General features: G+C 71.4%; 23 protein-coding genes and 2 pseudogenes. 15 read left to right on the forward strand and 10 right to left on the reverse strand.

Annotated features, from left to right (window positions below; genetic code table 11):
• Nucleotides 1-35: 35 nt before the first annotated feature.
• Nucleotides 36-1,061, forward strand: coding sequence for an aspartate-semialdehyde dehydrogenase (locus ACIBO8_RS06755; RefSeq protein WP_396114149.1), 1,026 nt, complete (start codon nucleotides 36-38; stop codon nucleotides 1,059-1,061).
• A gap of 157 nt (nucleotides 1,062-1,218) precedes the next feature.
• A complete protein-coding gene (locus ACIBO8_RS06760; protein WP_364685196.1) occupies nucleotides 1,219-1,425 on the forward strand; it encodes a hypothetical protein in 207 nt (68 codons plus the stop codon).
• Here ACIBO8_RS06760 and ACIBO8_RS06765 read toward each other — a convergent pair.
• Nucleotides 1,422-2,456, reverse strand: a complete 1,035-nt coding sequence (locus tag ACIBO8_RS06765; RefSeq protein ID WP_396114150.1) for a hypothetical protein — start codon at nucleotides 2,454-2,456, stop codon at nucleotides 1,422-1,424. The two genes, ACIBO8_RS06760 and ACIBO8_RS06765, sit on opposite strands and share 4 nt — an antisense overlap.
• On the opposite strand from ACIBO8_RS06765, the gene ACIBO8_RS06770 reads away from it, so the two are divergent.
• Together ACIBO8_RS06770 and ACIBO8_RS06775 are read left to right on the forward strand one after the other, a co-directional pair.
• Nucleotides 2,455-2,586 (forward strand): hypothetical protein, encoded by a 132-nt coding sequence (locus tag ACIBO8_RS06770; protein ID WP_396114151.1) that lies wholly within the window; start codon nucleotides 2,455-2,457, stop codon nucleotides 2,584-2,586. The two genes, ACIBO8_RS06765 and ACIBO8_RS06770, sit on opposite strands and share 2 nt — an antisense overlap.
• A gap of 65 nt (nucleotides 2,587-2,651) precedes the next feature.
• Entirely contained in the window at nucleotides 2,652-4,079 is a 1,428-nt protein-coding gene (locus tag ACIBO8_RS06775) for an RNB domain-containing ribonuclease (RefSeq protein WP_396114152.1), read from the forward strand.
• Here ACIBO8_RS06775 and ACIBO8_RS06780 read toward each other — a convergent pair.
• The 3 genes from ACIBO8_RS06780 to ACIBO8_RS06790 all read right to left on the reverse strand — a co-directional run bounded on the left by ACIBO8_RS06780 (nucleotide 4,076) and on the right by ACIBO8_RS06790 (nucleotide 7,322).
• Nucleotides 4,076-4,513: a VOC family protein gene (locus tag ACIBO8_RS06780; RefSeq protein ID WP_396114153.1), complete on the reverse strand. Its 438-nt coding sequence runs from the start codon at nucleotides 4,511-4,513 to the stop codon at nucleotides 4,076-4,078. The two genes, ACIBO8_RS06775 and ACIBO8_RS06780, sit on opposite strands and share 4 nt — an antisense overlap.
• A 58-nt stretch (nucleotides 4,514-4,571) precedes the next feature.
• Nucleotides 4,572-5,414 (reverse strand): 3-methyl-2-oxobutanoate hydroxymethyltransferase, encoded by an 843-nt coding sequence (panB, locus tag ACIBO8_RS06785; protein ID WP_396114154.1) that lies wholly within the window; start codon nucleotides 5,412-5,414, stop codon nucleotides 4,572-4,574.
• A gap of 108 nt (nucleotides 5,415-5,522) precedes the next feature.
• Nucleotides 5,523-7,322, reverse strand: a complete 1,800-nt coding sequence (locus ACIBO8_RS06790) for an NAD+ synthase (protein ID WP_396114155.1) — start codon at nucleotides 7,320-7,322, stop codon at nucleotides 5,523-5,525.
• A gap of 168 nt (nucleotides 7,323-7,490) precedes the next feature.
• Here ACIBO8_RS06790 and ACIBO8_RS06795 point away from each other — a divergent pair, with 168 nt between their 5' ends.
• Complete coding sequence (locus ACIBO8_RS06795) at nucleotides 7,491-8,843, forward strand: glutamine synthetase family protein (protein WP_396114156.1); 1,353 nt, start codon at nucleotides 7,491-7,493, stop codon at nucleotides 8,841-8,843.
• Between the two features lie 81 nt (nucleotides 8,844-8,924).
• A complete protein-coding gene (locus ACIBO8_RS06800) occupies nucleotides 8,925-9,350 on the forward strand; it encodes a DUF350 domain-containing protein (protein ID WP_396114157.1) in 426 nt (141 codons plus the stop codon).
• Nucleotides 9,351-9,354: 4 nt separating this feature from the next.
• Here ACIBO8_RS06800 and ACIBO8_RS06805 read toward each other — a convergent pair.
• Nucleotides 9,355-10,320: pseudogene (locus tag ACIBO8_RS06805) on the reverse strand (low temperature requirement protein A); the annotation flags it as partial.
• A 69-nt stretch (nucleotides 10,321-10,389) separates the two neighbouring features.
• Between ACIBO8_RS06805 and ACIBO8_RS06810 the strand changes: the two are divergent.
• Genes ACIBO8_RS06810 through ACIBO8_RS06835 form a run of 6 tightly spaced genes read left to right on the forward strand, consistent with a single transcriptional unit; the run spans nucleotide 10,390 to nucleotide 19,610 of the window.
• Entirely contained in the window at nucleotides 10,390-11,175 is a 786-nt protein-coding gene (locus ACIBO8_RS06810; RefSeq protein WP_396114161.1) for a type 1 glutamine amidotransferase, read from the forward strand.
• A gap of 1 nt (nucleotide 11,176) precedes the next feature.
• A complete protein-coding gene (locus ACIBO8_RS06815) occupies nucleotides 11,177-14,212 on the forward strand; it encodes a bifunctional [glutamine synthetase] adenylyltransferase/[glutamine synthetase]-adenylyl-L-tyrosine phosphorylase (RefSeq protein ID WP_396114162.1) in 3,036 nt (1,011 codons plus the stop codon).
• Entirely contained in the window at nucleotides 14,205-15,623 is a 1,419-nt protein-coding gene (locus ACIBO8_RS06820; RefSeq protein WP_396114163.1) for a hypothetical protein, read from the forward strand. Before ACIBO8_RS06815 ends, ACIBO8_RS06820 begins: the two co-directional genes overlap by 8 nt.
• A complete protein-coding gene (gene mptB, locus ACIBO8_RS06825; RefSeq protein ID WP_396114164.1) occupies nucleotides 15,620-17,047 on the forward strand; it encodes a polyprenol phosphomannose-dependent alpha 1,6 mannosyltransferase MptB in 1,428 nt (475 codons plus the stop codon). The genes ACIBO8_RS06820 and mptB (ACIBO8_RS06825) overlap by 4 nt, the downstream gene beginning before the upstream one ends.
• Entirely contained in the window at nucleotides 17,044-18,450 is a 1,407-nt protein-coding gene (mptB, locus tag ACIBO8_RS06830) for a polyprenol phosphomannose-dependent alpha 1,6 mannosyltransferase MptB (protein WP_396114165.1), read from the forward strand. Before mptB (ACIBO8_RS06825) ends, mptB (ACIBO8_RS06830) begins: the two co-directional genes overlap by 4 nt.
• A complete protein-coding gene (locus tag ACIBO8_RS06835; protein ID WP_396114166.1) occupies nucleotides 18,447-19,610 on the forward strand; it encodes a glycosyltransferase 87 family protein in 1,164 nt (387 codons plus the stop codon). Before mptB (ACIBO8_RS06830) ends, ACIBO8_RS06835 begins: the two co-directional genes overlap by 4 nt.
• Nucleotide 19,611: 1 nt before the next feature.
• On the opposite strand, the gene ACIBO8_RS06840 is transcribed toward ACIBO8_RS06835, so the two are convergent.
• Nucleotides 19,612-19,998: an RDD family protein gene (locus tag ACIBO8_RS06840; protein WP_396114735.1), complete on the reverse strand. Its 387-nt coding sequence runs from the start codon at nucleotides 19,996-19,998 to the stop codon at nucleotides 19,612-19,614.
• A 225-nt stretch (nucleotides 19,999-20,223) separates the two neighbouring features.
• Here ACIBO8_RS06840 and glnA point away from each other — a divergent pair, with 225 nt between their 5' ends.
• On the forward strand, nucleotides 20,224-21,648 hold the full coding sequence (gene glnA / locus ACIBO8_RS06845) for a type I glutamate--ammonia ligase (RefSeq protein ID WP_396114167.1): 1,425 nt from the start codon (nucleotides 20,224-20,226) through the stop codon (nucleotides 21,646-21,648).
• An 80-nt stretch (nucleotides 21,649-21,728) separates the two neighbouring features.
• On the opposite strand, the pseudogene ACIBO8_RS06850 reads toward glnA, so the two are convergent.
• From ACIBO8_RS06850 to ACIBO8_RS06860, 3 genes and pseudogenes are all read right to left on the reverse strand, one after another.
• Nucleotides 21,729-21,953, reverse strand: a pseudogene (locus ACIBO8_RS06850) (tyrosine-type recombinase/integrase); the annotation flags it as partial.
• A 15-nt stretch (nucleotides 21,954-21,968) separates the two neighbouring features.
• Complete coding sequence (locus ACIBO8_RS06855; protein ID WP_396114168.1) at nucleotides 21,969-22,259, reverse strand: hypothetical protein; 291 nt, start codon at nucleotides 22,257-22,259, stop codon at nucleotides 21,969-21,971.
• Nucleotides 22,260-22,431: 172 nt separating this feature from the next.
• Complete coding sequence (locus ACIBO8_RS06860) at nucleotides 22,432-23,211, reverse strand: hypothetical protein (protein WP_396114169.1); 780 nt, start codon at nucleotides 23,209-23,211, stop codon at nucleotides 22,432-22,434.
• A 349-nt stretch (nucleotides 23,212-23,560) separates the two neighbouring features.
• On the opposite strand from ACIBO8_RS06860, the gene ACIBO8_RS06865 reads away from it, so the two are divergent.
• Entirely contained in the window at nucleotides 23,561-23,788 is a 228-nt protein-coding gene (locus ACIBO8_RS06865; RefSeq protein ID WP_396114170.1) for a tetratricopeptide repeat protein, read from the forward strand.
• A 248-nt stretch (nucleotides 23,789-24,036) separates the two neighbouring features.
• Here ACIBO8_RS06865 and ACIBO8_RS06870 read toward each other — a convergent pair whose 3' ends face one another.
• Nucleotides 24,037-24,546, reverse strand: coding sequence for a hypothetical protein (locus tag ACIBO8_RS06870; RefSeq protein WP_396114171.1), 510 nt, complete (start codon nucleotides 24,544-24,546; stop codon nucleotides 24,037-24,039).
• 590 nt (nucleotides 24,547-25,136) lie between these two features.
• Here ACIBO8_RS06870 and ACIBO8_RS06875 point away from each other — a divergent pair.
• Nucleotides 25,137-26,180 carry a DUF6461 domain-containing protein gene (locus ACIBO8_RS06875; RefSeq protein WP_396114172.1) on the forward strand — a complete coding sequence of 348 codons (1,044 nt, stop codon included), beginning with the start codon at nucleotides 25,137-25,139 and terminating at the stop codon, nucleotides 26,178-26,180.
• The last annotated feature ends 8 nt before the right edge of the window (nucleotides 26,181-26,188 follow it).

The following is a 26,188-nucleotide window of genomic DNA, read 5'->3' on the forward strand; positions in this document are numbered from 1 at the left end:
TCCGTCGGTGCAGTTGGGGCCGTACTTTTGTTGCCATGAGGATCGGCATCGTCGGCGCGACGGGACAGGTCGGTGGCGTCATGCGCCGCATCCTGGCCGAGCGCGAGTTTCCCGTTGACCAGCTCCGGCTCTTCGCGTCCGCGCGCTCCGCGGGCCGCACTCTGCCCTGGCAGGGCGGTGAGGTCACCGTCGAGGACGCCGAGAAGGCGGACTTCCGCGGCCTCGACATCGTCCTGTTCTCCGCGGGCAAGGGCAGCTCCAAGGAGTACGCACCGCGCGTCGCCGAGGCCGGCGCCGTGGTCGTCGACAACTCCTCCGCCTGGCGGATGGATCCGGACGTCCCGCTGGTCGTGGCCGAGGTGAACCCGGCCGCCGCCGCGAACCGGCCGAAGGGCATCATCGCCAACCCCAACTGCACCACCATGGCCGCGATGCCGGTGCTGCGCCCGCTGCACGAGGAGGCCGGCCTGGTCGCCCTCGTGGCGACGACGTACCAGGCGGTCTCGGGTGCCGGTCTGGCCGGCGTCGCCGAGTTCGACGAGCAGGTGAAGAAGGTGGCGGACCGGGCCACCGAGCTGACCCACGACGGCGCCGCGGTGGACTTCCCGGCACCCCGCTCCTTCGCCCGGCCGATCGCGTTCAACGTGCTTCCGCTGGCGGGCTCGATCGTCGACGACGGCCGCGGCGAGACCGACGAGGAGCAGAAGCTGCGCAACGAGAGCAGGAAGATCCTGGGCCTCCCGGATCTCAAGGTCTCCGGTACGTGCGTCCGCGTCCCCGTTTTCACCGGCCACTCGCTGCAGGTGAACGCCCGCTTCGCCCGGCCGATCAGCCCGGACCGCGCCCGTGAGCTCCTCGCCGGCGCCCCGGGGGTGGAACTGTCCGACATTCCGACGCCGCTGCAGGCGGCCGGTCAGGACCCGACCTACGTCGGCCGGATCCGCGCCGACGAGACGGTGGAGAACGGGCTCGCCCTGTTCCTCTCCAACGACAATCTGCGCAAGGGCGCGGCCCTCAACGCCGTGCAGGTCGCCGAGCTGGTTGCCGAAAGCCTGCGCTGACGCCTCATCCGTCCCGCCCCGTCCCACCGTCGAGGTGGGGTGGGGCGGACTTTTTTGTCGTTCCTTCGGGGGGTCTTCGGGACGCTCCACTATGGAAAATCCGGGCTTTTTGCCTGAATCGGTAGCGCATGGTCGGTTTGAGGTGCACAGTGATGGCATGAACGACAGTGGGCCTGGCGGGGGCGGCTATTTCTGGTGCCTCCGGCACGACCGGGTCGAGTCCGGGGACGACGTGTGTCCTGCCCAGTACCGGCTCGGTCCGTATGCCTCCGCTGACGACGCCACGCGGGCACTCGAGACCGTCGAGAAGCGCAATGCGGCGTGGGATGCCGAGGATGCCCGCTGGACCGGGGAGGTCAGCTAGGCCCGGCTCGACCCCTGTGTCCAAGCCGGAATCTTCGGTCTCCAGGCGGAGACGAGCCCGCAGTCATTCGCAAGGAGGAACTTCCCCATGGCCGTGACCAAGAAGGCTGCCCCGACGAGGGCGGCCGCCACGAAGCCCGCCGGCGCGAAGCCGGCCGCGGCGAAGCGGCCGGCGGCCGCCAAGCGCACCGCAGCCGCGACCTCGGCCCCGACCAAGCGCACCACCACCGCGTCGGCTCCGGCCAAACGCACGGCGGCCGCGTCGGGTGCCGGCAAGACCGCCACCAAGGCCACCGGCCGGACCGCCGCCAAGAGCACCGCCAAGACCGCGGCGAAGACGGCCCCGGCGACCAAGACCACCGCCAAGAAGGCCCCGGCGACCAAGACCGCCACCAAGTCGACCAGCACGCGTACGACGGCGGCGAAGTCCACGGCGTCGAAGGCGACCACGGCGAAGAAGTCCACGGCGGCGAAGTCGACGGCTGCCAAGGCCACCACGGCGGCGAAGAAGGCGGCGACCAAGGCCACCACGGCCGCCAAGAAGACGGCCGCCAAGGCCACGACGGCGAAGAAGACCACGGCGCAGAAGGCCCCGGCCAAGACCGCAGTGGCCAAGAAGGCGCCGGCGAGCAGGACCACGGCGACCGCGGCGAAGAAGGCGCCCGCGAAGAAGGCGCCCGCCACCAAGGCCAAGTCGACCATTGCGAAGTCGACCGCGGCCAAGTCGACGGCGGCCAAGTCGACGGCGGCCAAGTCGACGGCCGCGAAGTCGACGGCCGCGAAGTCCACGGCGTCGAAGGCGACCACGGCGAAGAAGTCCACGGCGGCCAAGTCGACGGCGGCCAAGTCGACGGCCGCGAAGTCGACCGCGGGCAAGTCGACGGCCGCCAAGTCCACGGCGGCGAAGTCCACGGCTGCCAAGCCGGCCGCCTCGAGGGCGACGGCCACCCGGGCGACCGGCAACGCCGCCGCAGCCAAGGTCAAGGCCGCGGCCGGCGCCGGCAAGTCCGGCAACGCGAAGCCCGCTTCCATGACCAAGAACTCGGCCACCAACGCCGGGCGGGTCACGAAGCCCGCTTCGGCCGCCGCCGCCCGCAAGGCCACCGCGGCCAGCAACGGGCGTACCGCCGGCTCGGCGCGCAAGGCGACCGTCAAGCGCTGATCCGCAGATCGCCGAAAGGGTCGCGCCGGTACGGGCGCGGCCCTTTCGCGTGTTAGGAATGAGCCGTGCCGATCAAACGGGTCCTCGCGCCGCGCATCGACTTCTCCGTGCTCCGCAAGGAACTGGAGCTTCCCGGCGACTATCCGGCCGAGGCGCTGGAGGAGGCCGAACGGGCCGTCGCGACGCCCCTGCCCGCGACCGACCGCACCGACGTACCGTTCGTGACCGTCGACCCGGCCACCTCGCGCGACCTCGACCAGGCGATGCACCTGAGCTCCCGGGACGGCGGCGGGTTCCGGGTGCGGTACGCGATCGCCGACGTGGCCGCGTACGTCCGCCCCGGTGGGCCGCTGGAGGCCGAGACCTGGGTCCGCGGGCAGACCGTCTACCTGCCCGACGGCAAGATTCCGCTGCACCCGCCGGTGCTCAGCGAGGGGGCCGTCAGCCTGCTGCCCGACGTCGACCGGGCGGCGGTGGTCTGGACGATCGACCTGGACGCCGACGCCGCGATCACCGGGGTCGCGCTGGAGCGGGCCCGGGTCCGCAGCCGCGCCAAGCTGGACTACGCCGGCCTGCAACGGGCCGTCGACGCCGGGAACGCGCCCGAGCCGATCGCGCTGCTGCCGCAGATCGGCGCGCTGCTCGCCGCCCGCGCCGCCGGCCGGGGTGCGGTGAACCTGCCCCTGCCCGAGCAGGAGGTGGAGCCGGACGGCGACGGCTGGCGGCTGGTGCTGCGGGCTCCGCTGGCCGTCGAGGAGTTCAACGCCCAGATCTCCCTGCTGACCGGCATGGCCGCGGCGTCGCTGATGCTCGACGGCCGGGTGGGGCTGTTGCGGACCATGCCGGCGCCGCGGCCGGAAGCGGTGACGAAGCTGCGGGCCGCCGCCGCGTCGCTGGGCGTCGAGTGGCCGGACGGTGCCACGGTCGGCGCCGTCGTCTCGTCCGTCGACCCTGCCTCACCCCGCGGCGCCGCGTTCCTCAACCAGGCCGCGGAACTGCTGCGCGGGGCGGCGTACACGGCTTTCGACGGAGAGGTGCCGGCCGAGACCGGGCACGGCGGGGTGGGCGCGCCGTACGCGCACGTCACGGCCCCGCTGCGCCGGCTCGCCGACCGGTACGCGACGGAGGTCTGCCTGGCCCTGCACGCCGGTGGGCAGGTGCCGGAGTGGGCCCGTGCCGCCCTGCCGCGCCTGCCGGAGGCGATGGCCACCACGGATCGGGCGGCCTCGGCCGCGGATCGCGGTGCGGTGGCACTGACCGAGGCGGTGCTGCTCGCGGATCGGGTGGGGGAGACTTTCGAGGCCGGCGTGCTCGACGTCGACGAACCGCCGCGGCCCGACGGACGTACCCGGCCGCCCGGCGGGACGGTCGCGATCGACGACCCCGCCGTGCAGGCCCGCTGCTCCGGCGAGCTGCCGCTGGGCGAGCGCATCCCGGTGCGCCTGGCCGAGGCCGACCCGAAAACGCGTACGGTGCGCTTCGAGCAGGTCTAGGGAAGCCGCGGGATCCCGGCGTCGTCGAGAGGCCACGCCGGGTTGTAGGTGATCTCCCACAGGTGGCCGTCGGGGTCGGTGAAGTAGCCGAGATAGCCGCCCCACTCCGCGGTGCCGCCGGCCTTCACCAGCGTCGCGCCGGCCCGCACGACCGTACGCAGGGCCTCGTCGACGGCGGCCGGGCTTTCCACGTTGATCGCCAGCATCGTGCCGCGGAAGTCGGCGGCCGGGCTGCGCGGCGGCAGGCCGGCGTCCGTCGCGATGTCGTCCGCCGACACCAGCGACAGCAGGCCGCCCGCGGTGTGGAAGAAGCTCACCACCCCCGGCACCGAGGCCGGGGACAGGCGCCAGCCGAGGGACTCGTAGAACTCGGTCGCGCGCACGACGTCGGCCACGCCGAGGGTGGCGAGGCTGACCCGGGCAGGAACGGACATGTGACACCTCCGGGGACGAAGTCTGCCACTGCCACGATCTTGCCCGGGCCGTGCCCGACTAGAAGGTGTGCTCCGCGGCCGGGAACTCGCCGCTGCGGACCTCGTCGGCGTAGCGGCGGGTCGCGTCGCCGAGGATGCCGGCGAGGTCGGCGTACCGCTTCACGAAGCGGGGTGCCTTGCCGCCGCGGAGGCCGGCCATGTCCTGCCAGACCAGGACCTGCGCGTCGGTGTCCGGGCCGGCTCCGATGCCGACGGTCGGGATGGCCAGCTCCTTGGTGATCTGCTTGGCCACCTCGCCCGGCACCATCTCCAGCACGACCGAGAACGCGCCCGCCTCGGCGACCGCCCGGGCGTCCGCGATGACCTCCTCGGCGGCGCTTCCGCGGCCCTGCACCCGGTAACCGCCGATGGTGTGCTCGCTCTGCGGCGTGAAACCGATGTGCGCCATCACCGGGATGCCGGCGCCGACGATCGCCTTGATCTGCTCGGCGACGCGGCGGCCGCCCTCCAGCTTGACGGCGTGCGCGCCGCCTTCCTTCATGAACCGTACGGCCGTACGCAGCGCCTGGGCCGGTCCCTCCTCGTACGAGCCGAAGGGCAGGTCCGCCACGATCAGCGCAGTCTTCGTCGCGCGTACCACCGCGCGGACGAGCGGCAGCAGCTCGTCGGTCGTGACCGGCAGCGTCGTCTCGTAGCCGAACACGTTGTTGGCCGCGGAGTCGCCCACCAGCAGCACCGGGATGCCGGAGCTGTCGAAGAGGGCGGCCGTGTACTGGTCGTACGAGGTGAGCATCGGCCAGCGGTCGCCGCGTTCCTTGGCCGCGATCAGGTCGCGGGTGCGGACTCGGCGGGTGGGCGGGCCGCCGTACAGGGTGGGCACCTCGGCGGGTGTCTCGGACATCGTCGTCTCCTTCCCTCGAGGCCGCGGTGTGCGGTCCCCGGGTCCGACTCGAATCGTCGCACCCGGGAGGCGTACGCGGTCAGAGGTGAGTGGAGCCGATCACATCGGTCATGCCCCCTCGCGGAAGCGGTTGGTGATCGGCAGGCGCCGGTCGCGGCCGAACGCCTTGATGGAGATCTTCGTACCCGGAGCGGACTGGCGGCGCTTGTATTCGGCGATGTCGACCATGCGGAGCACCCGGTCGACCAGCGCGGCGTCGTGCCCGGCGGCGATCAGGTCGTCGCGGCCCCGGTCGCCGTCGATGTAGCCGTTGAGGATGGCGTCCAGCACCTCGTAGTCCGGCAGCGAGTCGGTGTCCACCTGGCCCGGCCGCAGTTCCGCCGACGGCGGCTTGCTGATGGAGTTCTCCGGGATGGGCGGCTCGCCCCCGCGCCGGGCGGCGTCGGCGTTGCGCCACTTGGCGAGCCGCCACACCATCGTCTTCGGTACGTCCTTGAGCGGGTTGAAGCCGCCCACCGAGTCGCCGTAGAGCGTCGAGTAGCCGACCGCGAGCTCGCTCTTGTTGCCGGTGGTGAGCACGAGGTGGCCCTCCTGGTTCGACAGGGCCATGAGGATGACCCCGCGCACGCGGGCCTGGAGGTTCTCCACCGTGAGGCCGGAGAGCGACATGTTGGCGAGGAACGCGTCGACCATGGGCTGGATCGGCTCCGACCGGTAGTCCAGGCCGGTCCGCTTGGCGAGGTCGGCCGCGTCGTCGCGCGAGTGCGCGGAGGAGTAGCCGCTGGGCATCGAGATGCCGACGACCCGCTGCGGGCCGAGCGCGTCGACCGCGATCGCGGCGACGACCGCCGAGTCGATGCCGCCGGACAGGCCGAGCACGACCGAGCGGAAGCCGTTCTTCGCCACGTAGTCGTGCAGGCCGAGGGTGAGCGCGGACCAGATCTCCGCCTCGTCCGCGATCCGCTCCGCGATGCCGCCGACCGCCGGTCCGTCGCTCACCGGGCGCGGTGCCGAGGGGAGGATGATCCGCTCGATCGTCATGTCGTCGTCGCCCTGGTCCTCGCCGTGCAGCGATTCCGCGGACGCCTGCGGGGCCGGCGGTGCCGTCGCGTCGGCCGCTCCCGGGTTCACCTCGACGTCGTGGACGAGCAGTTCCTCGGTGAACTGGCCGCCCCGGGTGAGCAGCCGCCCGTCCGCGGTCACGATCATCGAGTCGCCGTCGAAGACCAGCTCGTCCTGGCCGCCGATCATGTTCACGTAGGCGACGGTCGCCCCGGCCTCCGCGGCGCGGCGCTTCACCAGCGGCAGCCGTACGTCGTCCTTGTTGAGCTCGTACGGCGAGGCGTTGATGTTCACGACCAGCCCCACCCCGGCCCGGCGCGCGGCGGCGAACGGGCCGCCGGCCTGCCACAGGTCCTCGCACACGGTGAGGGCCACGTCGACGTCGCCGAAACGTACGACGGTCAGCGAGGTGCCCGGCTCGAAGTAGCGGTCCTCGTCGAAGACGCCGTAGTTCGGCAGGTGGTGCTTGAAGTAGGTGGCCGCCACCTCGCCGCCGAGCAGCAGCGCGGAGGCGTCCCGCCGGCCGCTGCCGGGAACCGCGTCGGCGCTGGTGGGCGCCGGCCCGTCGGCATCCACGTAGCCGACCACCACCGCCATGTCACCGAGCCCGTCGGCGGCCAGATCGGTGGCGAGCTGCCGCAGCGCCGCCTGGGACGCGGCCACGAAGGAATTCCGGAAGACGAGATCCTCGATGGGATAGCCGGTCAGCATCATCTCCGGGAACGCGACGAGCTGAGCGCCGGCATCGGCTGCCCGGCGGGACCAGCGGCGCACGGTGGCGGCGTTGCCGGCGATGTCACCGACCGTGGAGTTGACCTGGGCGAGAGCGAGGCGCAACGAGGGCATGGACGCCATTGTTCCGCAGTGTTGGCATCCCGTGTGGCGGGTCCCTGCCGTACTGTCTGTGATCGACACCGGGCCCCACCCGGGGCGCGCCGACGCGCCGTGGTCAGCGTAATCTCGGCGTAATCGGTACGGGAGAGACTGGCCGCGGGGCGAGTACGAGGGGTTGACGTGGACCGACAGCAGGAGTTCGTGCTCCGTACACTCGAAGAGCGCGACATCCGTTTTGTCCGGCTCTGGTTCACCGACGTGCTGGGCACCCTCAAGAGCGTGTCGGTCGCGCCCGCCGAGCTCGAGTCCGCCTTCGAGGAGGGCATCGGCATCGACGGCTCGGCGATCGAGGGCTTCGCCCGGGTCTCCGAGTCCGACATGGTCGCGATGCCCGATCCCACCACGTTCCAGGTCTTCCCGTTCGAGGGCGGCGCCAGCGGCGAGAGCGCGCGGATGTTCTGCGACATCCTGCTGCCCGACGGCAGCGCCGCGTGGGCCGATCCGCGGCACGTGCTGCGGCGGATGCTCGCCAAGGCGGCGGAGAAGGGCTTCACCTTCTATACGCACCCCGAGGTCGAGTTCTTCCTCGTGCAGGACGGCCCGCTGGACGGCTCGGTGCCGATCCCGGTCGACGGTGGCGGCTACTTCGACCACACCACCCACTCGGTGGCGCGCGACTTCCGCCGCCAGGCGGTGCTCGCCCTCGAGCGGATCGGCATCAGCGTCGAGTTCAGCCACCACGAGGTCGCCCCCGGCCAGCAGGAGATCGACCTGCGGTACGCGGACGCGCTGACCACCGCGGACAACATCATGACGTTCCGGCACGTGGTGAAGGAGGTCGCGCTGTCGCAGAGCGTGCGCGCGACGTTCATGCCGAAGCCGTACACCGACCAGCCGGGCAGCGGCATGCACACCCACCTGTCGCTGTTCGAGGGTGAGCGCAACGCCTTCTACGACGGCGAGGACCCGCTCAAGCTCTCCAAGACCGCCCGTGCGTTCATCGCCGGCCTGCTCGTGCACGCCCGCGAGTACACGGCGGTCACGAACCAGTGGGTCAACTCGTACAAGCGGCTCTTCCCGCTGCAGCTGCCCGACCGCATCACCGAGTCACCGGCGTTCGTCAGCTGGGGACACCTCAACCGCTCCGCGCTGGTGCGGGTGCCCGCGTTCGGCAAGCCGAACTCGGCCCGCATCGAGGTCCGCTCCATCGACTCGGCCACCAACCCGTACCTCGCCTTCGCGGTCATGCTCGGCGCCGGGCTGAAGGGCATCGAGGAGGGCTACGAGCTGCCGCCGGGCGCCGAGGACGACGTCCTGGCGCTGTCGCCGCAGGAACGCAAGGCCATGGGCTACGACTCGCTGCCCGAGAACCTCGCCGAGGCGATCGAGGTGATGGCCAAGTCGGAGCTGGTGCCGGAGGTCCTCGGCGAACACGTCTTCGACTTCTTCCTGCGTAACAAGCGGCAGGAGTGGGAGCAGTACCGGCGCGAGGTCACCCCGTACGAGCGGCAGCGCTATCTCGGGACACTCTGAAGCTTTCGCCCGGCCGGTCGATCACGAAACTGCCCAGGTCCGATACGGTGCCCTCGAACGCTGCGCGACGAGGGAGAGACCGTGCTGGAGAATCTGCTTGAGGGTGCCGGGCGGAGCATCGTGTTCGGTGCGGTCGGCATCGGCCTGATGGCCCTGGGCTTCGTGCTCGTCGACCTGCTGACCCCGGGCAAGCTGCGCGACCTCATCTGGGTCGAGAAGAACCCGAACGCCGCCCTGCTGCTGGCCGCCAACCAGCTCGGCATCGCGCTGATCGTCTTCACCGCCATCTTCACCAGCTACCAGAACTTCGGCGAGGGACTGGCCTCCACGGCGATCTTCGGCCTGCTGGGCATCGGCGTGATGGCCCTGGCCTTCCTGGTGCTGGACTGGATGACCCCCGGCAAGCTGGGCGAGGTCATCTGCACCCAGGAGCGTCACCCCGGCGCGGTGGTGAGCGCAGCCTCGCACTTCGGCGCGGCGCTCATCGTCTGCGCCTGCATCGCCTGAGGTCTCAGCCCCGGGTACGCCCGAAACTGCTGATCTCCGTGCTGCCCGCCCGGCGTGCTGCGGGCAGGTCCTCGGCGATCGCGGCGGCCGCCATGACGATCGGGATCAGGGCGAGCTGCGCCACCGCCACCACCTGACCGAGGGGGATGGCAGCCAGCACGATGACGGCTGCCACCACCCGATGCGGCCAGCCGCGGATGCCGAGCATGCGCAGGAACAGCGCGTGCCCTCCCTGGTAGAGCGCCACCCCGCCGCTGAGGGCGATCGCCTCGCCCCAGTGCAGCGGCTCGAAGGCGTGCCCGACGGTCTTCTTGATGCCGACGGCGAGGATGACGATGCCCGCCAGCATCACGTAATGCGCATAGCCCCAGGCGTTGAGGGCGACGCGGGCCCGGCGTCCGGGGTCCGCGATCCGCGCCAGCACGTGCTCCGAGCGCTCGTCGTCGCCGGCGAAGTAGATCCACCACAGGTAGTAGGCGACGCACAGCCCGAGCACGGCCACGAGGATCTCGCCGAGCCCGAGGTCGACGCCGTTGAACCCGAGCCCGACCGCCACGATCGACTCGCCGATGGCGACGATGACGACCAGCGCGTGCCGCTCGACGAAGTGGCCGGCCTGGATCGAGTGCATCTCGATCCGGTGCAGGTGGCCGGCGGCGATCTGCACCAGCGGCGCGGCGAACCAGCACACGTGGCGCCACGGCTCCGGCAGCAGCCCGCCGGTGAGCACGAGCAGGGCGGCCAGGATGTTCAGCGGGGCGAGCCGCTTCATCGCCGTGACCGCCGCCGGGCCGGCCTGCAGGAACAGCGCCGAGTGCACGAGGTTGACGACGAGGTAGCTGAGTCCGAACAGCCAGCCGTACCGATGGAACGCCTCCGGGATCGCCAGCGCCATCACCAGGAAGCCGGCCATCCCGGCTAGCAGGAGCGTCCGCCGGGTCGTGCTGTTGGGCGCGACGGCGTTGGTGAGCCAGGCGTAGCCAGCCTAAGCGGCCGGGCGCGAGGGCGGGGACCCCTGCCCACCCGATAGCCTCGACGGGTGGGCACAGCACTGGTGATCGAGAACGACCCGTCCGACGATCTGCGCCGGCTCGGCGAATGGTTCGCCGAGGCGGGGCTCGAGCTGACCGTCGTGCGGGCGCATGCGGGCGATCCGCTGCCCGAGACCCTCGACGGCTACCTCGGCCTGGTCGTTCTCGGCGGCGATCAGAGCGCGTACGCCGACGAGGCCGGCCTGCCCGGTGCGCCGTGGTTCCCCGCGCTGGAGGGGCTGCTGCGCAAGGCCGTACGCCATCACGTACCGACGCTCGGGATCTGTCTCGGCGCCCAGCTGCTCGCGCAGGCGCACGGCGGCCTGGTCGAGCGCAGCACGTCCGGCCCGGAGATCGGTCCCGCGCTGGTGGGCCGCCGCGACGCGGCCGACGGCGATCCGCTGTTCCGCTGGGTGCCGCTGCTGCCCGACGTGGTGCAGTGGCACGCCGACGAGATCACCGAGCTGCCGATCGGCGCGGTGCTGCTGGCCGCGTCCAGCCGCTACCCGCACCAGGCGTTCCGCCTCGGGGACCGGGCCTGGGGGCTGCAGTTCCACATCGAGTGCGACGTCGAGATGATCGCGGGGTGGGCCCGTTCCGACCACGCCGTCCTCGACGAGCTGGGCTACGACCCGGAGGCGGTCGTGGCCGCGACCGCGGGTGTGCTCGCGGACGTCGAGGAGGTGTGGCAGCCCTTCGCGGCACGATTCGCCGCGCTGGCCAAGGGCGAGCTGCCCGACGCCGAGATACCGGCTCCGGGCACCCCGCGTACGCTGCCGCTGCTGGGGCAGTGACGTGACCAGGCCCAGCCGGCTCGCCCGGTACGGCTTCGCCGACAACGGTGCCCGCGCGGCCGACCTGCTCGGCCCGCAGGGGCTGCGGCTCTGGGACGCCGAGGCGCAGGAGCCCACCGACGGCACCGCGGCCGAGCTGCTGCAGACGCTGTCCGGGGCGGCCGACCCGAACCTTGCGCTGCGCCAGCTGCATCGGCTCGTCGACGCCGTGTCGCGGGCGGCCCTGCGGGGCAACGGCGGCCCGGTCACCGGCCCGGGGGAGGAGATCCCCGCCAGCCCTGCCGCCGACGCCATCCTGTCGGCGCTGGCGACCGATGCCGGCCTGCGGCGTCGCCTGATCGCCGTGCTGGGTGCCTCCAGTGCGCTCGGCGACCACCTCGTCGCCAACCACGACCAGTGGCGGGTGCTGGCGACGGGCAAGACCGGCCTCCCCCCGAACGCGGAAGGGCACCTGGACTTCGGCGACTCGACGGGCGAGGGGCCGCCGACCGTTCCGGCGCTGCGGACGGCGTACCGGATCGCGCTGTTGCGGATCGTCGCCGCGGACCTGACCGGCGGCCGCGGCCTGGAGCCGACCATGGCCGCGCTGTCCCGGCTGGCGGACGAGACGCTGGGGGCCGCGTACGCGATAGCCGTGGCCGGTCTTCCCGAGGGCACCGCCGAGCCGCGGCTGGCGGTCGTGGCGATGGGCAAGTGCGGCGGTGGCGAGCTCAACTACGTGTCCGATGTGGACGTCATCTTCGTGGCCGCCGGGGACGAGGACCTGTCGGCGGGCACCACGGTCGCGGCCAAGCTGATCGAGGTCTGCGGGATGGTCGCGTGGCCGGTGGACGCGGCGTTGCGGCCCGAGGGCAACCGCGGCCCGCTGGTCCGTACGCTCGCCAGCCACCAGGCCTACTACCGCCGCTGGGCGCGTACCTGGGAATTCCAGGCCCTGTTGAAGGCCCGGCCGGCGGCCGGAGACCTGGGTCTCGCGCAGGAGTGGATCGACGACCTGGCGCCGCTGGTGTGGCACGCCGCCGAACGCCCCGAGGCGGTGGCCGACGTCCGCGACATGCGCCGGAAGATCATCGACAACGTGCCGCCCAAGGAGGTGGACCGGGAGATCAAGCGGGGCCCCGGCGGCCTGCGGGACATCGAGTTCGCCGTCCAGCTGCTGCAGCTGGTGCACGGGCGCATCGACGAGACCCTGCGCGACGGCGGCACCCTCCCGGCCCTGCGGGCGCTGGTCGCCGGCGGGTACGTGGGCCGTGAGGACGGCGAGACGTTGCTGCGGGGGTACCGCTTCCTGCGTACGGTCGAACATCGGCTGCAGTTGCAGAACCTGCGGCGTACGCACACGGTCCCGGACGATCCTCAGGCCCTGCGCTGGCTCGCCGCGGCGCTGGGCTACAAGGCGCTGGCCGGCCGCGACGCCGTGGAGGCCTTCCGCTCCGACTGGGTGAGCCACGCCGCCCAGGTCCGCCGGCTGCACGTCAAGCTGCTCTACCAGCCGCTGCTCGAAGCGGTCGCCCGGGTGCCCGCCGAGGCCCTGCGGATGACGCCGGAGTCGGCGGGCCGCCGCCTCGAGGTGCTCGGCTTCGCGGACCCGGCCGGCGCGCTGCGGCACCTGCAGGCGCTGACCGGCGGCGTGAGCCGCACCGCGGCGATCCAGCGCACCCTGCTGCCGATGCTGCTCCAGGAGTTCGCGGACGGGCCCGAACCCGACCGCGGCCTGCTCAACTACCGGCACGTCTCCGACAAGCTCGGCAGCACACCCTGGTATCTGCGCCTGCTCCGCGACGGCGGCCCGGTCGCGCGCCGGCTCGCCCGGGTGCTCAGCCTCTCCCGGTACGCGACCGACCTGCTCACCCGCGACCCGGAGGCGCTGCGCCTGCTGGCCGACGACGCGGAGCTCCAGCCCCGGCCGCGGGAGGTGCTGCGCGACGGTTTCATCGCCGCCGTCGAGCGGCACCTGCGGGAGGGCGACACCGACCCGGCGCCGGCCATCGTGGCCGTCCGGGCCCTGCGCCGGCGCGAGCTGTTCCGGCTGGCTTGTGCCGACATCCTCAGCGAGGCCGGTGAGCTCGCTCCCACCCAGCCGCTGGACGTGCACGCGATCGGCATCGCCCTGTCCGACCTCACCGATGCCACGCTGGGCGCGGCGTTGCACGCGGCCCGGCGCGTCCATCCCGGCCCGGACGGCCTGTGCTTCGCGGTGATCGGCATGGGCCGGCTCGGCGGGTACGAGATGAGCTACCCGTCCGACGCCGACGTGCTGTTCGTCTACGACCCGCCCGCGGACGTCCCCGAGTCGCAGGCCACCGCGGCCGCCCACGCGATCGCCGAGGAGATGCGCCGGACCCTGGGCGCACCCGCACCCGACCCGCCGCTGGGCGTGGACGCCGACCTGCGGCCCGAGGGCCGCCAGGGACCGCTGGTTCGCAGCCTCAATGCGTACGCCCAGTACTACGCCCGCTGGTCCCGGGTCTGGGAGTCGCAGGCACTGCTGCGTGCCCGGTTCGTCTGCGGCGACGAGGACCTCGGCCGGCGCTTCGAGGAGCTCGCCGACGGCGTGCGCTATCCCGACGGCGGGCTCACCCGCGAGCAGGTCGTCGAGATCCGGCGGATCAAGGCCCGGGTGGAGACCGAGCGGCTGCCCCGCGGCGCCGACCCGAACACGCACGCCAAGCTGGGGCGGGGCGGGCTCGCCGACGTCGAATGGGCGGTGCAACTGCTGCAGCTGCGGCACGCGTACGCGCTGCCCGAGCTGCGCAAGACCCGTACGCTCGAGGCCCTCGGGGCGGAACTGCAGGCCAAGCTGGTCGACCGGGTGGACGCCGCCGCGATGACCGCGGGGTGGACCCTGGCCTCCCGCGTACGCAACGCGTTGACGCTGGTCCGCGGCCGGCCGACCGATCAGCTGCCGCAGCACGGTGTCGAGCTCGCCGGAGTGGTGCAGCTGCTCGGCGGCGGGGATCCGGGGGAGTTCGTCGACCGGTACCTGCGGATCACCCGGCGGTCGCGGGCGGCGATGGAGCGCGTCCTCGATGCTTGATCGCGACCACCCCGCGGTCCGGCCGGTCCTGGCAGCCGCGGTGGTGGCGGTGCTGGTACGCCTGCCCTTCGTCTTCACCGGCCTGTCGACGGACGAGGGCGGTTACGCGTACGTGGCCCGGCAGTGGGCCCGGGGCGACCGCCTCTACGACACCGCGTGGCTCGACCGGCCGCAGGGGCTGCTGCTGACGTACCGGGCCCTGCTGGCGATCGACGACGCCGGCTGGACGATCCGGGCCGGCATGGTTCTCGGCGGCGCGATCATCACCGTGGCGCTGGCGGCGATCGGATGGCTGCTGGTGGGCCGCGCGGTGGGCATCACGGCGGCGTGGCTCTACGCCGTCGCCGGGCTGGCCCCGCACCTGGAGGGCATGACCCTCAACGGTGAGTTGCTCGCCAGCATCCCGTCGACGGTGTCGATCGCGCTCGCCGTCTGGTGGTGGCGCCGGGACCGGCCGCTGTGGGTGCTCGCGGCCGCGGGGCTCTGCGCGGGCGTCGCACTGACGATGAAGCAGTCCGGCATCGACGGCATCGTGGCCGGGCTGGTCATCGTGGTCCTGGCCCGCAACGTACGGGCGGCCGTGGCGTTCCTGGCGGCCGCGGCGCTGCCGCTCGTGGCGTCCGTGCTGCACGGCATCGCGGTCGGCTGGAACTTCTACTGGACGGCGCTCGTCGGCTATCAGCTGTCCGCCATGGGTGGCGACGGCTCCAACGCCTCGACGCGCTGGACCGACCTCGGCCGGCACGCCGGCGACATCGCGCTCGATCTGACGCTGATCCTGATCGTGGCGGTGCTGGGATGGCGACGCTTCGACCGGGGCGGCCGGTGGCTGCTCGGCGCCTGGCTCGCCGCCGGATTCGTCGGCATCAACCTCGGCGGCTCGTACTGGCCGCACTACTTCGTCCAGCCGCTGCCCGCGCTGGTGCTGCTCGCCGCCGCCGCGGTGGTGGGAATCCGGTCGCCGTGGCCGCGGCGCGCGCTCGCAGCGGTCGTCGTGCTGCCCACGCTGGTGTGGCTCGCCGCGCTCGTGCCGATGTCGCCGGGGCGCCGGGCGGACACCATCCCGTACGATGCGCTGGCCGCCCGAGACGACCGGATCGCGGCCGTGATCAGGGCCTCCACGACGCCGGACGACCGCATCTACGTCCTGGAGTCGGAGGCGTACCTGTATTTCGCGGCCGACCGGGAGTCGCCGTATCCGTACCTGTGGGGAAAGCCGATCGACAAGATTCCGGACGCGCTGCCGCGGCTGCGCGCCATGCTGACGTCGCCGCAGCGGCCCGCCCTGGTGGTCCTCGACACCCCACCGGGGGCGGTGGATCCCAGCGGCGGGATCGCCGCCGACCTGGCCGCCCACTATCGCCTCGGCACGGTGGTCGAGGGAGTGACGATCCTGCGGGCGAACCCATGACGGCGCCCGCGTGGCTCGGCACCCCGGCGGGGATCCGATGGCTCGGCTTCCTCGGCTCGGCGTGCGCGGCGGCCGACGCCGTCCTGTTCGGGGCGCCGACGTTCATCCGGCGCGGTGTCTCGGTCATGAGCATCCTGCGCGGCCCGAACGGCGTCGCGATCCTGCTGCTCTGGATCGCCGGGCTCACCGCGCTGTGCGTCGCGTGGTGGTACGGCCGCCGCCTCACCGCGTCCCGCAGGTGGATCGTCGTGACGGCCGCGCTGTGGATCGTCCCCCTGCTCTTCGTGCCGCCACTGGCCAGCCGGGACATGTACGCGTACGCGTGCCAGGGCGCCCTCTTCGACGCCGGCTTCAACCCGTCGGTGGTGGGCGTCGCGGCGCAGCCGTGCCCGTGGATCGAGTCGGTGTCGGTGGTGTGGCGGGACACGCCCACGCCGTACGGGCCGCTCTGGATCGTCCTCACCGGCCTGGCCGCCTCCTTCGGCTCGCAGGCCGTCGCCCTCGGCATCTTCCGCCTGTACGCGGTCCTCGCCGTGGCGGCGCTGGCCCTGGTCGTCCCCGCGCTGGCTCGCCGTACGGGCGTACCGGAGGAGCGGGCCCTGTGGCTCGTGCTGTGCTGCCCCCTGGTGCCGGTGCACTTCGTCGGCGGCGGGCACAACGACGCCCTCACCATCGCGCTGCTCCTGGCCGGATTGACGCTCGTCGCCGGCCGGCGTCCCACCGGGCAGCTGATCGCCGGCGGCGCACTGGTCGGCGCCGCGATCGCGGTCAAGACCACGGTCGGCGTGGTGCTGCCGTTCGCCGCCCTGCTCGCCGCCGGTGGGCTCGAGCTGACCCGCGACGGCCTGCTGCGCTTCCTGCGCCGCGGCGGTGCGGTCGTCGGCGGTGCGGCCGCCGCCCTCGTAGCGCTGTCGGTCGTCTCCGGCCTCGGTTTCGGGTGGGCGGTCGCGCTGTCCGGGGCGGGGGAGTCACGCAGCTGGACGTCGCCGCCCACCGCCGTCGGGATCGCGGTCAACGCCGTCGCCAAGTGGTTCGGTGTGGCGCTCGACGTCGTCCCGGCCGTACGCGCGGTCGCCCTGCTCCTGCTGCTGGTCACGCTCGTGGCGATCTGGTGGCACTTCCGGCGCGGCGACGCGTTGCACGGCGCCGGGCTGGCATGTCTCGCGGTCATCTTCTTCGCGCCGATCACCCAGCCCTGGTACCTCTTCTGGACGCTGGCGCTCTTCGCGGTGACAACGGTCCGGATGCGCCGGCTCGAGGTCACGATCATCGCCTCGATGTTCCTGATCCTGCCGGACGGTGACGGCGCCTGGAAACCGCTGCAGGTGCCGTTCGCGTTCCTCGTGACCGGCCTCGCCGGCTGGATCGCCTGGCGTTCGGTGCGCTGGCTGCGCCGTCCCGCCCCGGTCGGGGCGCCGGCATGACGGTCACCCCCCGGCTCGTGCGGTGGGGCGGGTTCGCGGGCAGCGTCGCCACGGCCGGCACGGCGTACCTGGGCGGAGCCGGGTTCCAGCGGGTGCCCAGCATCAACCCGGTGACGCTGCTCAGCGGTCAGCGCGGGGTGCTGCTGCCGATCCTCTGGGTGCTCGGCACGGCGCTGCTCATCGCCGCGTGGTGGACCGGCCGGCATGTCGTGCCCTCGACCCGGTGGGTCCTGGTCACGGCCGGGCTGTGGTTCTTGCCCGTGCTTCCGTTCCTGCCGCTGGGCAGCGCGGACGTTTATTCGTACGCGTGCCAGGGGTTCGTCCAGCACGCCGGCGGTGACCCGTACGCGGGCGGCGTGGGTGAGGCCGGCTGCCCGTGGCTGAGCTCGGTGGCGTCGTCGTGGGTGGACTCGCCCGCGCCGTACGGGCCGCTGTTCCTGGTCGTCGCCGCCCGCGTGGTGGCGTACGCCGGGGACTCGCTCGCCGGGGTGGTGGCCGGCCTGCGGATCGTCGCCGTGGCGGGCGTGGCGCTGCTCGCCGTGTGCCTGCCGGCCCTCGCCCGCCGCTGCGGCGCCGACCCGGCCCGGACGACCTGGACGGTGCTCGCCTGCCCGCTCGTGCTCGTGCACCTCGTCTCGGGCGCACACAACGACGCGCTCATGATCGCCCTGATCGTCGCGGGACTCGCCCTCGCCGCCGCCCGTCCCGCTCCCTGGGGCCTGGCGGCTGCCGGTGCGGTGCTGGGGCTGGCGGTCGGTGTCAAGGCGACGGCGATCGTGGTGGTGCCGTTCGCCGTCGTGGCCGCCCTCGCGCCGGTGTCTCCGCCGACCACCGGCCGCCGCACCCTGCGCGACCTCTGGCCGCCGGCCGCCGCGATCGGGGGCGGCCTCCTGGTGACGACGGTCCTGCTGGCCCTCGTGTCGGGCCGCGGCGCCGGCTGGGTCGCCGGACTGCTGCGCAGCGGTGACAGCGTGACGTGGGGGTCGCCCTCCACGGCCGTCGGGCTGACCGTCGAGTTCGCCACCGGGCTGGACGCCGTACCCGTGACCCGTCTGATCGGTGTGCTCGTCCTCGCCGTCGTCCTGGTGATCCTCTGGTGGCGGGCCTTCCGCGGCGGCGACGCCCTCGCCGGCGCGGGCCTCGCGCTCGCGGCGACGGTCCTGTGCGCCCCGGTCTTCCACCCCTGGTACGCCACCTGGCCGCTGGCCGTCCTCGCCGCGACCCGCCCGGAGGACCGCCGGGTGCTGGGCCTGTGCGCCTTCGCGGCGACCCTGACCACGCCGGCCGGCTACAACTGGGCGCTCTACACTCGCCTCCCCGGCGCGTTCGTCGTCACGGTCGCGCTGGTCGTGATCGTGGTGGTCGCCGTACGCCGGCAGCGGGACCGTAGGGTGGTCGCGTGACCCGCCGGACCGTGATCCTTGCCGCCGCGGCGACGGCCGCCGTGGCTTCGCTCGTCTGGACGGCGATCCACCACTTCTACTTCGACTCGGGCGTCTACGCCGGCGCGGTCCGCTACTGGTTCCGCGACGGCGGGCTGGTCTACGACTACCTCAAGGAAGGCGACAGGTACGGCTTCACCTACCCGCCGTTCGCGGGCCTGGTGATGGCGCCCATGGCGTGGCTGCCGCTGTGGCTGGTCGCCACGGTCGCGTCCGTCGCCACCCTGGTCACGACGGTGGTGGTCGTGCGGTGGTTCATCGCTCCGCTGATCCGCCGCCGTGGCTGGACGCCGTGGTACGCCCTGGCCCTCGCCGTCTGCCTCGCCCTGTTCTTCGAGCCGGTCCGCGAGACGTTCGGCTTCGGGCAGGTGAACATGCTGCTGCTCGCCCTGGTCGCGGGCGACGTACTGTTCGGGGTGGCCCGGGGCCGGCGCTGGGCCGGTGTGGGCATCGGCGTCGCCACCGCGATCAAGCTGACCCCCGGCGTCTTCATCATCTACCTGCTGGTGACCCGCCGATGGCGGGCCGCGGCCACCGCCGTCGCGACCGCCGCCGCGGCCACCCTCCTGCCCGCCGCCTTCTGGCCGGACGCTTCCCGAGAGTTCTGGACCGCGGCGCTCTGGGACACCAACCGGGTCGGAAACCTCGAGTACGTCTCCAACCAGTCGCTTCGCGGCATGCTCGCCCGGCTGCCGGTCGACCCGGTCGAGTCCCGGCTCTGGGTCGTGTGCGTCCTGCTCGCCGTCGGGCTCTGGGCCTGGCGGGTACGCCGTGCCGACCCCCTCGGTGGCCTGGCGCTGACCGGCATCCTCGGCTGCCTGATCAGCCCGGTCACCTGGGTGCACCACTGGGTGTGGCTGCTGCCGGCGCTGGTCCGGTGCGTCGAGGTGGCCCGTACGCACCGGTGGGTGTTCCGGGTCGGCGTGGCCGGCTACGCGATCGTGTGCACCCGGGTGACTTTCCTGTACGAGAACGGGCCCAAGCCGCCGCTGGCGGTTGTCGGGGCGAACCTGTACGTGCTGCTGGGAATCTTCCTGCTCGTGGGGATGCCCGTCACGGCCGGTGCGGTCGCGGCGGATCAGCCGGCTCGGACGCCCGAGTTCGTCCCGGCGTCCACGTGAGTCATGCCTTCGGCACCTTCACGACGATCGAGCCGGCGGCGCGGTCGTGCAGGCCCCGGCGGTCGGCGTCCATGATGATCGCCGGGATCAGCAGCGCCAGCAGGACGCCGCGGAGCAGGCCTTTCGCGATGCCGATGGCCCCGCCGTCGGCGAACGACACGCAGCGCAGCCGGGCCAGGGCCATCCCGGGAGTCTGTCCGAACGGCCCGATGAAAAGGGCGTTGATGAAGACGAGTACGACCACAGGCGGCCATGCCACCACCCGCGGATCGGCGTAGAAGCTCGAGATCAGCAGGCACAGCGCCCAGTCGATGATCAGCGCGGCGAAGCGCCGGCCGAAGTCGGCGGGCTCGGTCACGGGCAGTCTCGCGCGGGTCGCCACGTTGATCAGCGTAATCGCCGGGGTAAGGGGTCATGCTGGGGGCGTACCGGTCGGATGATCTGCTGCCGGAGGCGCGTCACCGGGGTTAGGGTCCGGTTGGTCGCAGGCTCCGTAACACGGCGGAAACAATAGGGATACGCCTGGGCAACCGCCACCCCATAGCGTCGCGACCAGCCTAGCCACGTGGCGGCCCACGCCGCCCCGGTTCGAAAACCTGTGCCAGGAGGACGTGTGTTCGCCAATCCCGAGGAACTCCTGCGATACCTCAAAGACGAGGACGTCAAGTTCGTCGACGTACGGTTCTGTGACCTTCCCGGCGTGATGCAGCACTTCAACATGCCTGTGGAATCGTTCGACGACAGTGTGGTCACCGACGGTCTCGCCTTCGACGGATCGTCGATCCGCGGGTTCCAGGCCATCCACGAGTCCGACATGATGCTGCTGCCGGACGTGACGACGGCCTTCATCGACCCGTTCCGCATTCAGAAGACCCTGGCCCTGAACTTCTTCATCCACGACCCGTTCACCCGCGAGCCCTACTCGCGCGACCCGCGGAACGTGGCGAAGAAGGCCGAGACCTACCTGGCGTCCAGCGGCATCGCCGACACGGCGTACTTCGGCGCCGAGGCCGAGTTCTACATCTTCGACTCCATCCGCCACTCCACCTCCGCGAACGAGTCCTTCTACTACATCGACTCGATCGAGGGCGCCTGGAACTCCGGCAAGGAGGAGGAAGGCGGCAACCGCGGCTACAAGACCGCGTACAAGGGCGGCTACTTCCCGGTGGCCCCAGTCGACCACTACTCCGACCTGCGCGACGCCATGGTCCGCCGCCTGATCGACGTCGGCTTCACCGTGGAGCGTTCGCACCACGAGGTCGGCACCGCGGGCCAGGCCGAGATCAACTACAAGTTCTCGACCCTGCTGCACGCCGGCGACCAGATGCAGATGTTCAAGTACATCATCAAGAACACCGCCTGGGAGCACGGCAAGACCGCCACCTTCATGCCGAAGCCGCTGTTCGGTGACAACGGTTCCGGCATGCACACCCACCAGAGCCTCTGGCTGAACGGCGAGCCGCTGTTCTACGACGAGACCGGCTACGCGGGCCTGTCCGACACGGCCCGCTGGTACATCGGCGGCCTGCTGCACCACGCGCCGTCGCTGCTCGCGTTCACCAACCCGACCGTCAACTCGTACCGGCGCCTGGTGCCCGGCTACGAGGCCCCGGTCAACCTGGTCTACTCGCAGCGCAACCGCTCCGCATGCACCCGCATCCCGGTCACCGGAAGCAACCCGAAGGCCAAGCGCGTCGAGTTCCGCGTGCCGGACCCGTCGTCCAACCCGTACCTGTCCTTCTCGGCCCAGATGATGGCCGGCCTGGACGGCATCAAGAACAAGATCGAGCCCCCGGCCCCGATCGACAAGGACCTCTACGACCTCCCGCCGGAGGAGTGGGGCAACGTCAAGCAGGTCCCGGGCTCGCTGGACGCGGTCCTGAACAGCCTCGAGGCCGACCACGAGTTCCTGACCGCGGGCGGCGTCTTCACCGACGACCTGATCTCGACGTGGATCGACTGGAAGCGCGCGAACGAGATCGACCCGGTCCGGCTGCGCCCGACCCCGCACGAGTTCGAGATGTACTACAACGTCTAGGTATTTCTAGACCTTGACCTGCGGTTTCTCCCCAGGTCGAGAGTGCCGCGACAACTCGGCGACAAACTGAGAAGCGGCGGTCATGCCTGGCTCCGAGCCTGCGTGGCCGCCGCTTCCGGCTGTCCGAGGGCGCCGTCGACCAGCGACCGGGTGCGGTCGAGAGCGTCCGGCCACTCGTGCACGTATTCGTTGAGCGTGATCGTGGGGCTGGAGTGCCCCAGCGCCAGCTGCACCGTTTTGACGCTCGCTCCCGCGTGAATCAACAGGGTCGCGTAGTAGTGGCGCAGACCGTGGATCCCCCAGCGCGGCGGAAGCCCCGCCTAGGTCCGTACCGGGGTCCACGTCCGCGAGAAAGTCGACGCCAGCACCGGCCCGCCGTCCGCGTTCCGGAAGACGAGAGCCGCGAGCCGCCGGGTCGGCCTCCGGGGGTTGGTGTCGTCGGCGACCTCGACCGGGTCCGGCGCGTCGGCGAGATGCATACGGAGTGCGTCCGCGACGACGTCAGGCAGCTCCACCACCCGCGTGCTGGTTTTGGTCGGCGGCCGGCCCTTGTGCGACTTGAGCTGCTGCCGCACGGACAGCTCCTTCCGGTCGAAGTCGATGTCCTCCACCTCCAGCCAAACTGTCCTCCGTCAGTAGATGCGCTACACATATCCGCACACTGAGGTGCGACATGGCTAGAAGGCTGCGAACTGCCTTAGTCGATCGACCACGGATCTTGCGGCTGAAAGGTGGTATCCCGCCGGTCACCCCCACCATGCGTGGCCGGGCAGCGGTCGTGGGCTACGTGACGTCGGGTCCTGGCCAGTCGAGGCATTCCAGACGCGGTTCCGCGCGCAGGGCTCTCACGAGACTCTGATCGCCGCTGACCTTCGTCGCGTCGAGGTCGTAGTCAGTCCAGACGAACCACTCCCGCTCGACTGGCCAGAAATTGGTGGGCGAGTAGCCGTAGGGTCCGCCCTGGTCTTCGATGAGGTCGCGGAGGTTTTTCAGCGGCCCCGTCCAAAGGTGGACGCCGTCGAAGTCGCCCGCTGGCAGCGACCCGTAGAAGGCGAGGCAGTCGGTATCCGGGCCATCAGTTGAATGAGCAGTCAGGACCGAGAGCAGCGCTTCCACGCTCTCCCCGTCCAGCGAACCCTCTGGTGGCGGTTCGATCGCCACCGGCCAACTGCCGGGTGGAAACCATCGGTGGCACGGTGGGACATCCCGGCAAGGAGTGAAGCCAGGGAACCGATCCAGATACTCAGCCCAGGTCACTCTGACCCAGGGCCGTCCGGGCCGGACGGGGTACCCGAGCGGTGTGCCGGTGACCTTGGTGAATGCATCGAGGTTGACGTCGCCAACGATCAGCGGCGCTACGTCTCCAGACTGGAGCCGCTGCCGATGCAGATCGTCGTACGTGCCCAGACCGGCAAGGTCTGAGTTCTCGTACATCGCGTGGAGGATCCACGTGGACGCCGGCCAGCCGGTGGCGTCGAAGCCGGTCAAGGCTTCTTCGGCTGGGCGGGCTTTCAGCCAGGCCATCGGACCGGAGGTTTCGCTCAAGCGCTTCATAGCTTGCACGGACGCATCCTCCTCCGACGTCTCGCTGGAGTGTGGGCGTTTCCGCGTCATGCCACGATCCGCGCCGTCACCTGTCGCAGATCACCCGGCGAACGGCTGTCGTACATCACCCGACGGTGGGCATTTGAACAGCCAAACTGCGGGTGAGAACTTTCTCTATGTCCACCCCGGCTTACCTGCCGATTCCTCCGCTGTGTCCGGTGATCATGAGAACGGTGAGGCTTCACGGTCACGCCGACTTAGCTCTCCCCTCCGGAGGGGTAGCACAGCATGGCGGGCGTTGAAGGATCTGGATTGAGCGGCCTTGCAGCGGAAGCTTCAGCTGGGCGAGCCGTCGGGTAGGCGATCGATGAACTCCAGGCTGGCGTTGGCCCGCCGGTTGAACGAGGACACCCTCGCCAACTACCAGCGGGTCCTCGGCGACGACCACCCCACCACCGTCATCTTGGCCACCAACCTCGCCGCCGACCTGGACGCCCTCGGCCGACACGCCGAGGCCAGCAAACTCCGACAGCAGTTCCGCCCGCAGGATCCGTCGCGGCCGGATACTCCGATCGGAGTGTCAGGCATCTCCTAGTAGGGACCTGTCACATAGATCCCGAAGACCCAACGATCTTCCTGCCTTCCTGCCTGCCTTTCCGGGTGAGAACCTTCTCTACATATGCAAGGGCGGCCCTGCGGGCCGCCACGCGGGCGCATCTGCCAGCCGGTCGCGCCTTGCCCTTCGCTCCCGGCGCGACCCGGCAGCGGCCACGGCGGCACCGGCGGACACGCCGAGGCCCGGAATCTCCCTCCACGAGATTCTGGGCCTGCTGCCATGACGCATCAGTTGCCCACGCGCCGCCCGTTCGTCGAGCCACCGGTAACGACCGCGCACCACACGGGGAACGGCTCGACAGCCTGCGCGGCACTGTCGTCAGGCGGGTCCGTTGTGTCGGAGAGGTCGCTCCACGGGATGTGTCCCGGGTGCGAGTCAGTGGCGGCGAGGCGGACGACGTCGGCGGCGTCTTCAGTGGTGCGGTAGGCCGCACCGAACGGGAGGTCCTCCGGGGCGCGTGAACGCAGTGAACACCGAACTTGGCCAGCTTGCTCGTCATACCAGGCGTAGAACGTCGCCGTGCCGGCGTGGTCTGCGAACCGCTGACGAAGTTCCGTTGCAACGTGCTGGAGCGCGGCCACAGCGTCGGCTACCACGATCGAGTCCGCGGCGACGCTGTAACGCCACGTGTTCCTGCGGACCTCCGCGTCGATGTCGTTCGGGAGTAGCGCGACTTCGTCGTCGTCGAGGTACGAACGGATCATGCCCGCCAGCGACTCGCTTTGATCCTCTGGCATAGCCCCAAGGTACGCAGCCGACGTGCCACCAGCTTCCAGATTTGCGGACACGGGGATCAGAGGCTGCGGAGGACAGCAACCGCACCCCCATGCCGCCGGCGGGTAGGGCCTCCGGTCCTACGACCCGGAACCGACCTCCGTCGGCCAGGGCTACCCGCCCCTGGACCCGGGCGGCTCCGGGATGCCCGGCCCGGTTGGCAGCTCCTCGCACACCGGAGGCAGCCAGACCGCGTCTGCCCGGTCCAGGTCGCTCGTCCGGTGGGGCGCTCCACCTGGACCGGGCAGACGCGGTCCAGCAGGGCGGTGCCTGCGCGACGGAATGCCACCCACGGCAGGAGGACGACCCGGCTTGCGTTGATCGTGGCCTTGCCGGTCGCGAAGATCATCAGGCCCAACCAGGGCCCAGCTCCGCGCGAGAACCACCCGGAGACAACGAGAACCAGCAGCAAACGTTGACGTAGCTCAGAGGCGCTTTCGGCGGCATCGCCGCAGGTCGGCAGACCTCCATGATGGGTTGCAGCGCGCTGCGCGGGTTGCGGAGAGCCGACGAAAACGGCTTCCCCTAGCCGCTCTCGGCATACCGTTGGCCGGTGGACCAGGACTCGGTGGAGCACTACCGGCGGTTGCTCGATGGTGCTTCGTACCTGCGCGAAGCCCTCTGTGTCACCTACGCCAGCGGCGTGGACGGGCCAGGCCTGATCCGGGCGTTCGGCGGTGACCCGGCAGCGACCATGTCGAGGCAGGACCTTGGCGACCGTCTCCGCGAGTACCGCTACACCGAGGTCCCGGCGGCACTTCTGGTCGCTGAGATCGGCACGTGGCAGATCGGACTCGAAGTGAACGGCTACCAGGGCAGCCGGACTGAGGTACTCCGGCGGGCCGCTGCCGGCGGTAAGGCGCTGAGCGTCTACTGGAACGTCAACGCAACCAACGCCCTGAGGTATGCGGTCGGCGGCCGTACGCGTTTCGGGTTCGACATGTCGCGCCCGGCGGACAGGAACGGCCCCGATGCTGCCGATATCGACGCCTACCTCACGGACCTGTCCTTCGGGCACGGCGGCGACGCTGACTGGCGCGCGGCTGGGCTCGCCTTTGCCGAACGCGTCACCGGGGTGCGCCTGCCAGTCGACTTCCCGGCCTGGGACATGCCAGGCGTCCTCCTCGACGAGGTACCCGAAGACCTCGTACCACAGGGCGACGAAGACCACGCGGAGCTTCAGGACGCCATCATCCAGCAGGTCATTGCCACGCCGACACTCGACAAGATCCCGGCCATTGCCGCATTCCGAGCCAGGCTCATCGCTCAGGATGCCGGCCTCGTCGACGAGCCGGCGGTCCGGGAAGCCATGGAGTCCCTGGCCCTCGGGCATCTGCCACGTCCCGAACTCCGCGCCGCCCTGACGGCGCTCAGCGACCACTACTTCCAGCGAAGCCGGACGATGACAGGCTGGCGCAGTGCGGACCTGTTCCGGCAAGGGCACGCTGTCAGCGACTTCATCGACGCCGCATTCGACCGGGCCACCTCCGGCGGCGGCTACCCGTTCCGAAACGCGGATCTTCAACGACAGGCCGACGTGCTGAGCCGGTGCGCGTCCCCCGCGGCGAGTGACGCGCGGCTCGGTCCTGGAGTGTGACCGAGGCT

The organism is Actinoplanes sp. NPDC049681, from assembly GCF_044465265.1.
Taxonomy (GTDB): domain Bacteria; phylum Actinomycetota; class Actinomycetes; order Mycobacteriales; family Micromonosporaceae; genus Actinoplanes.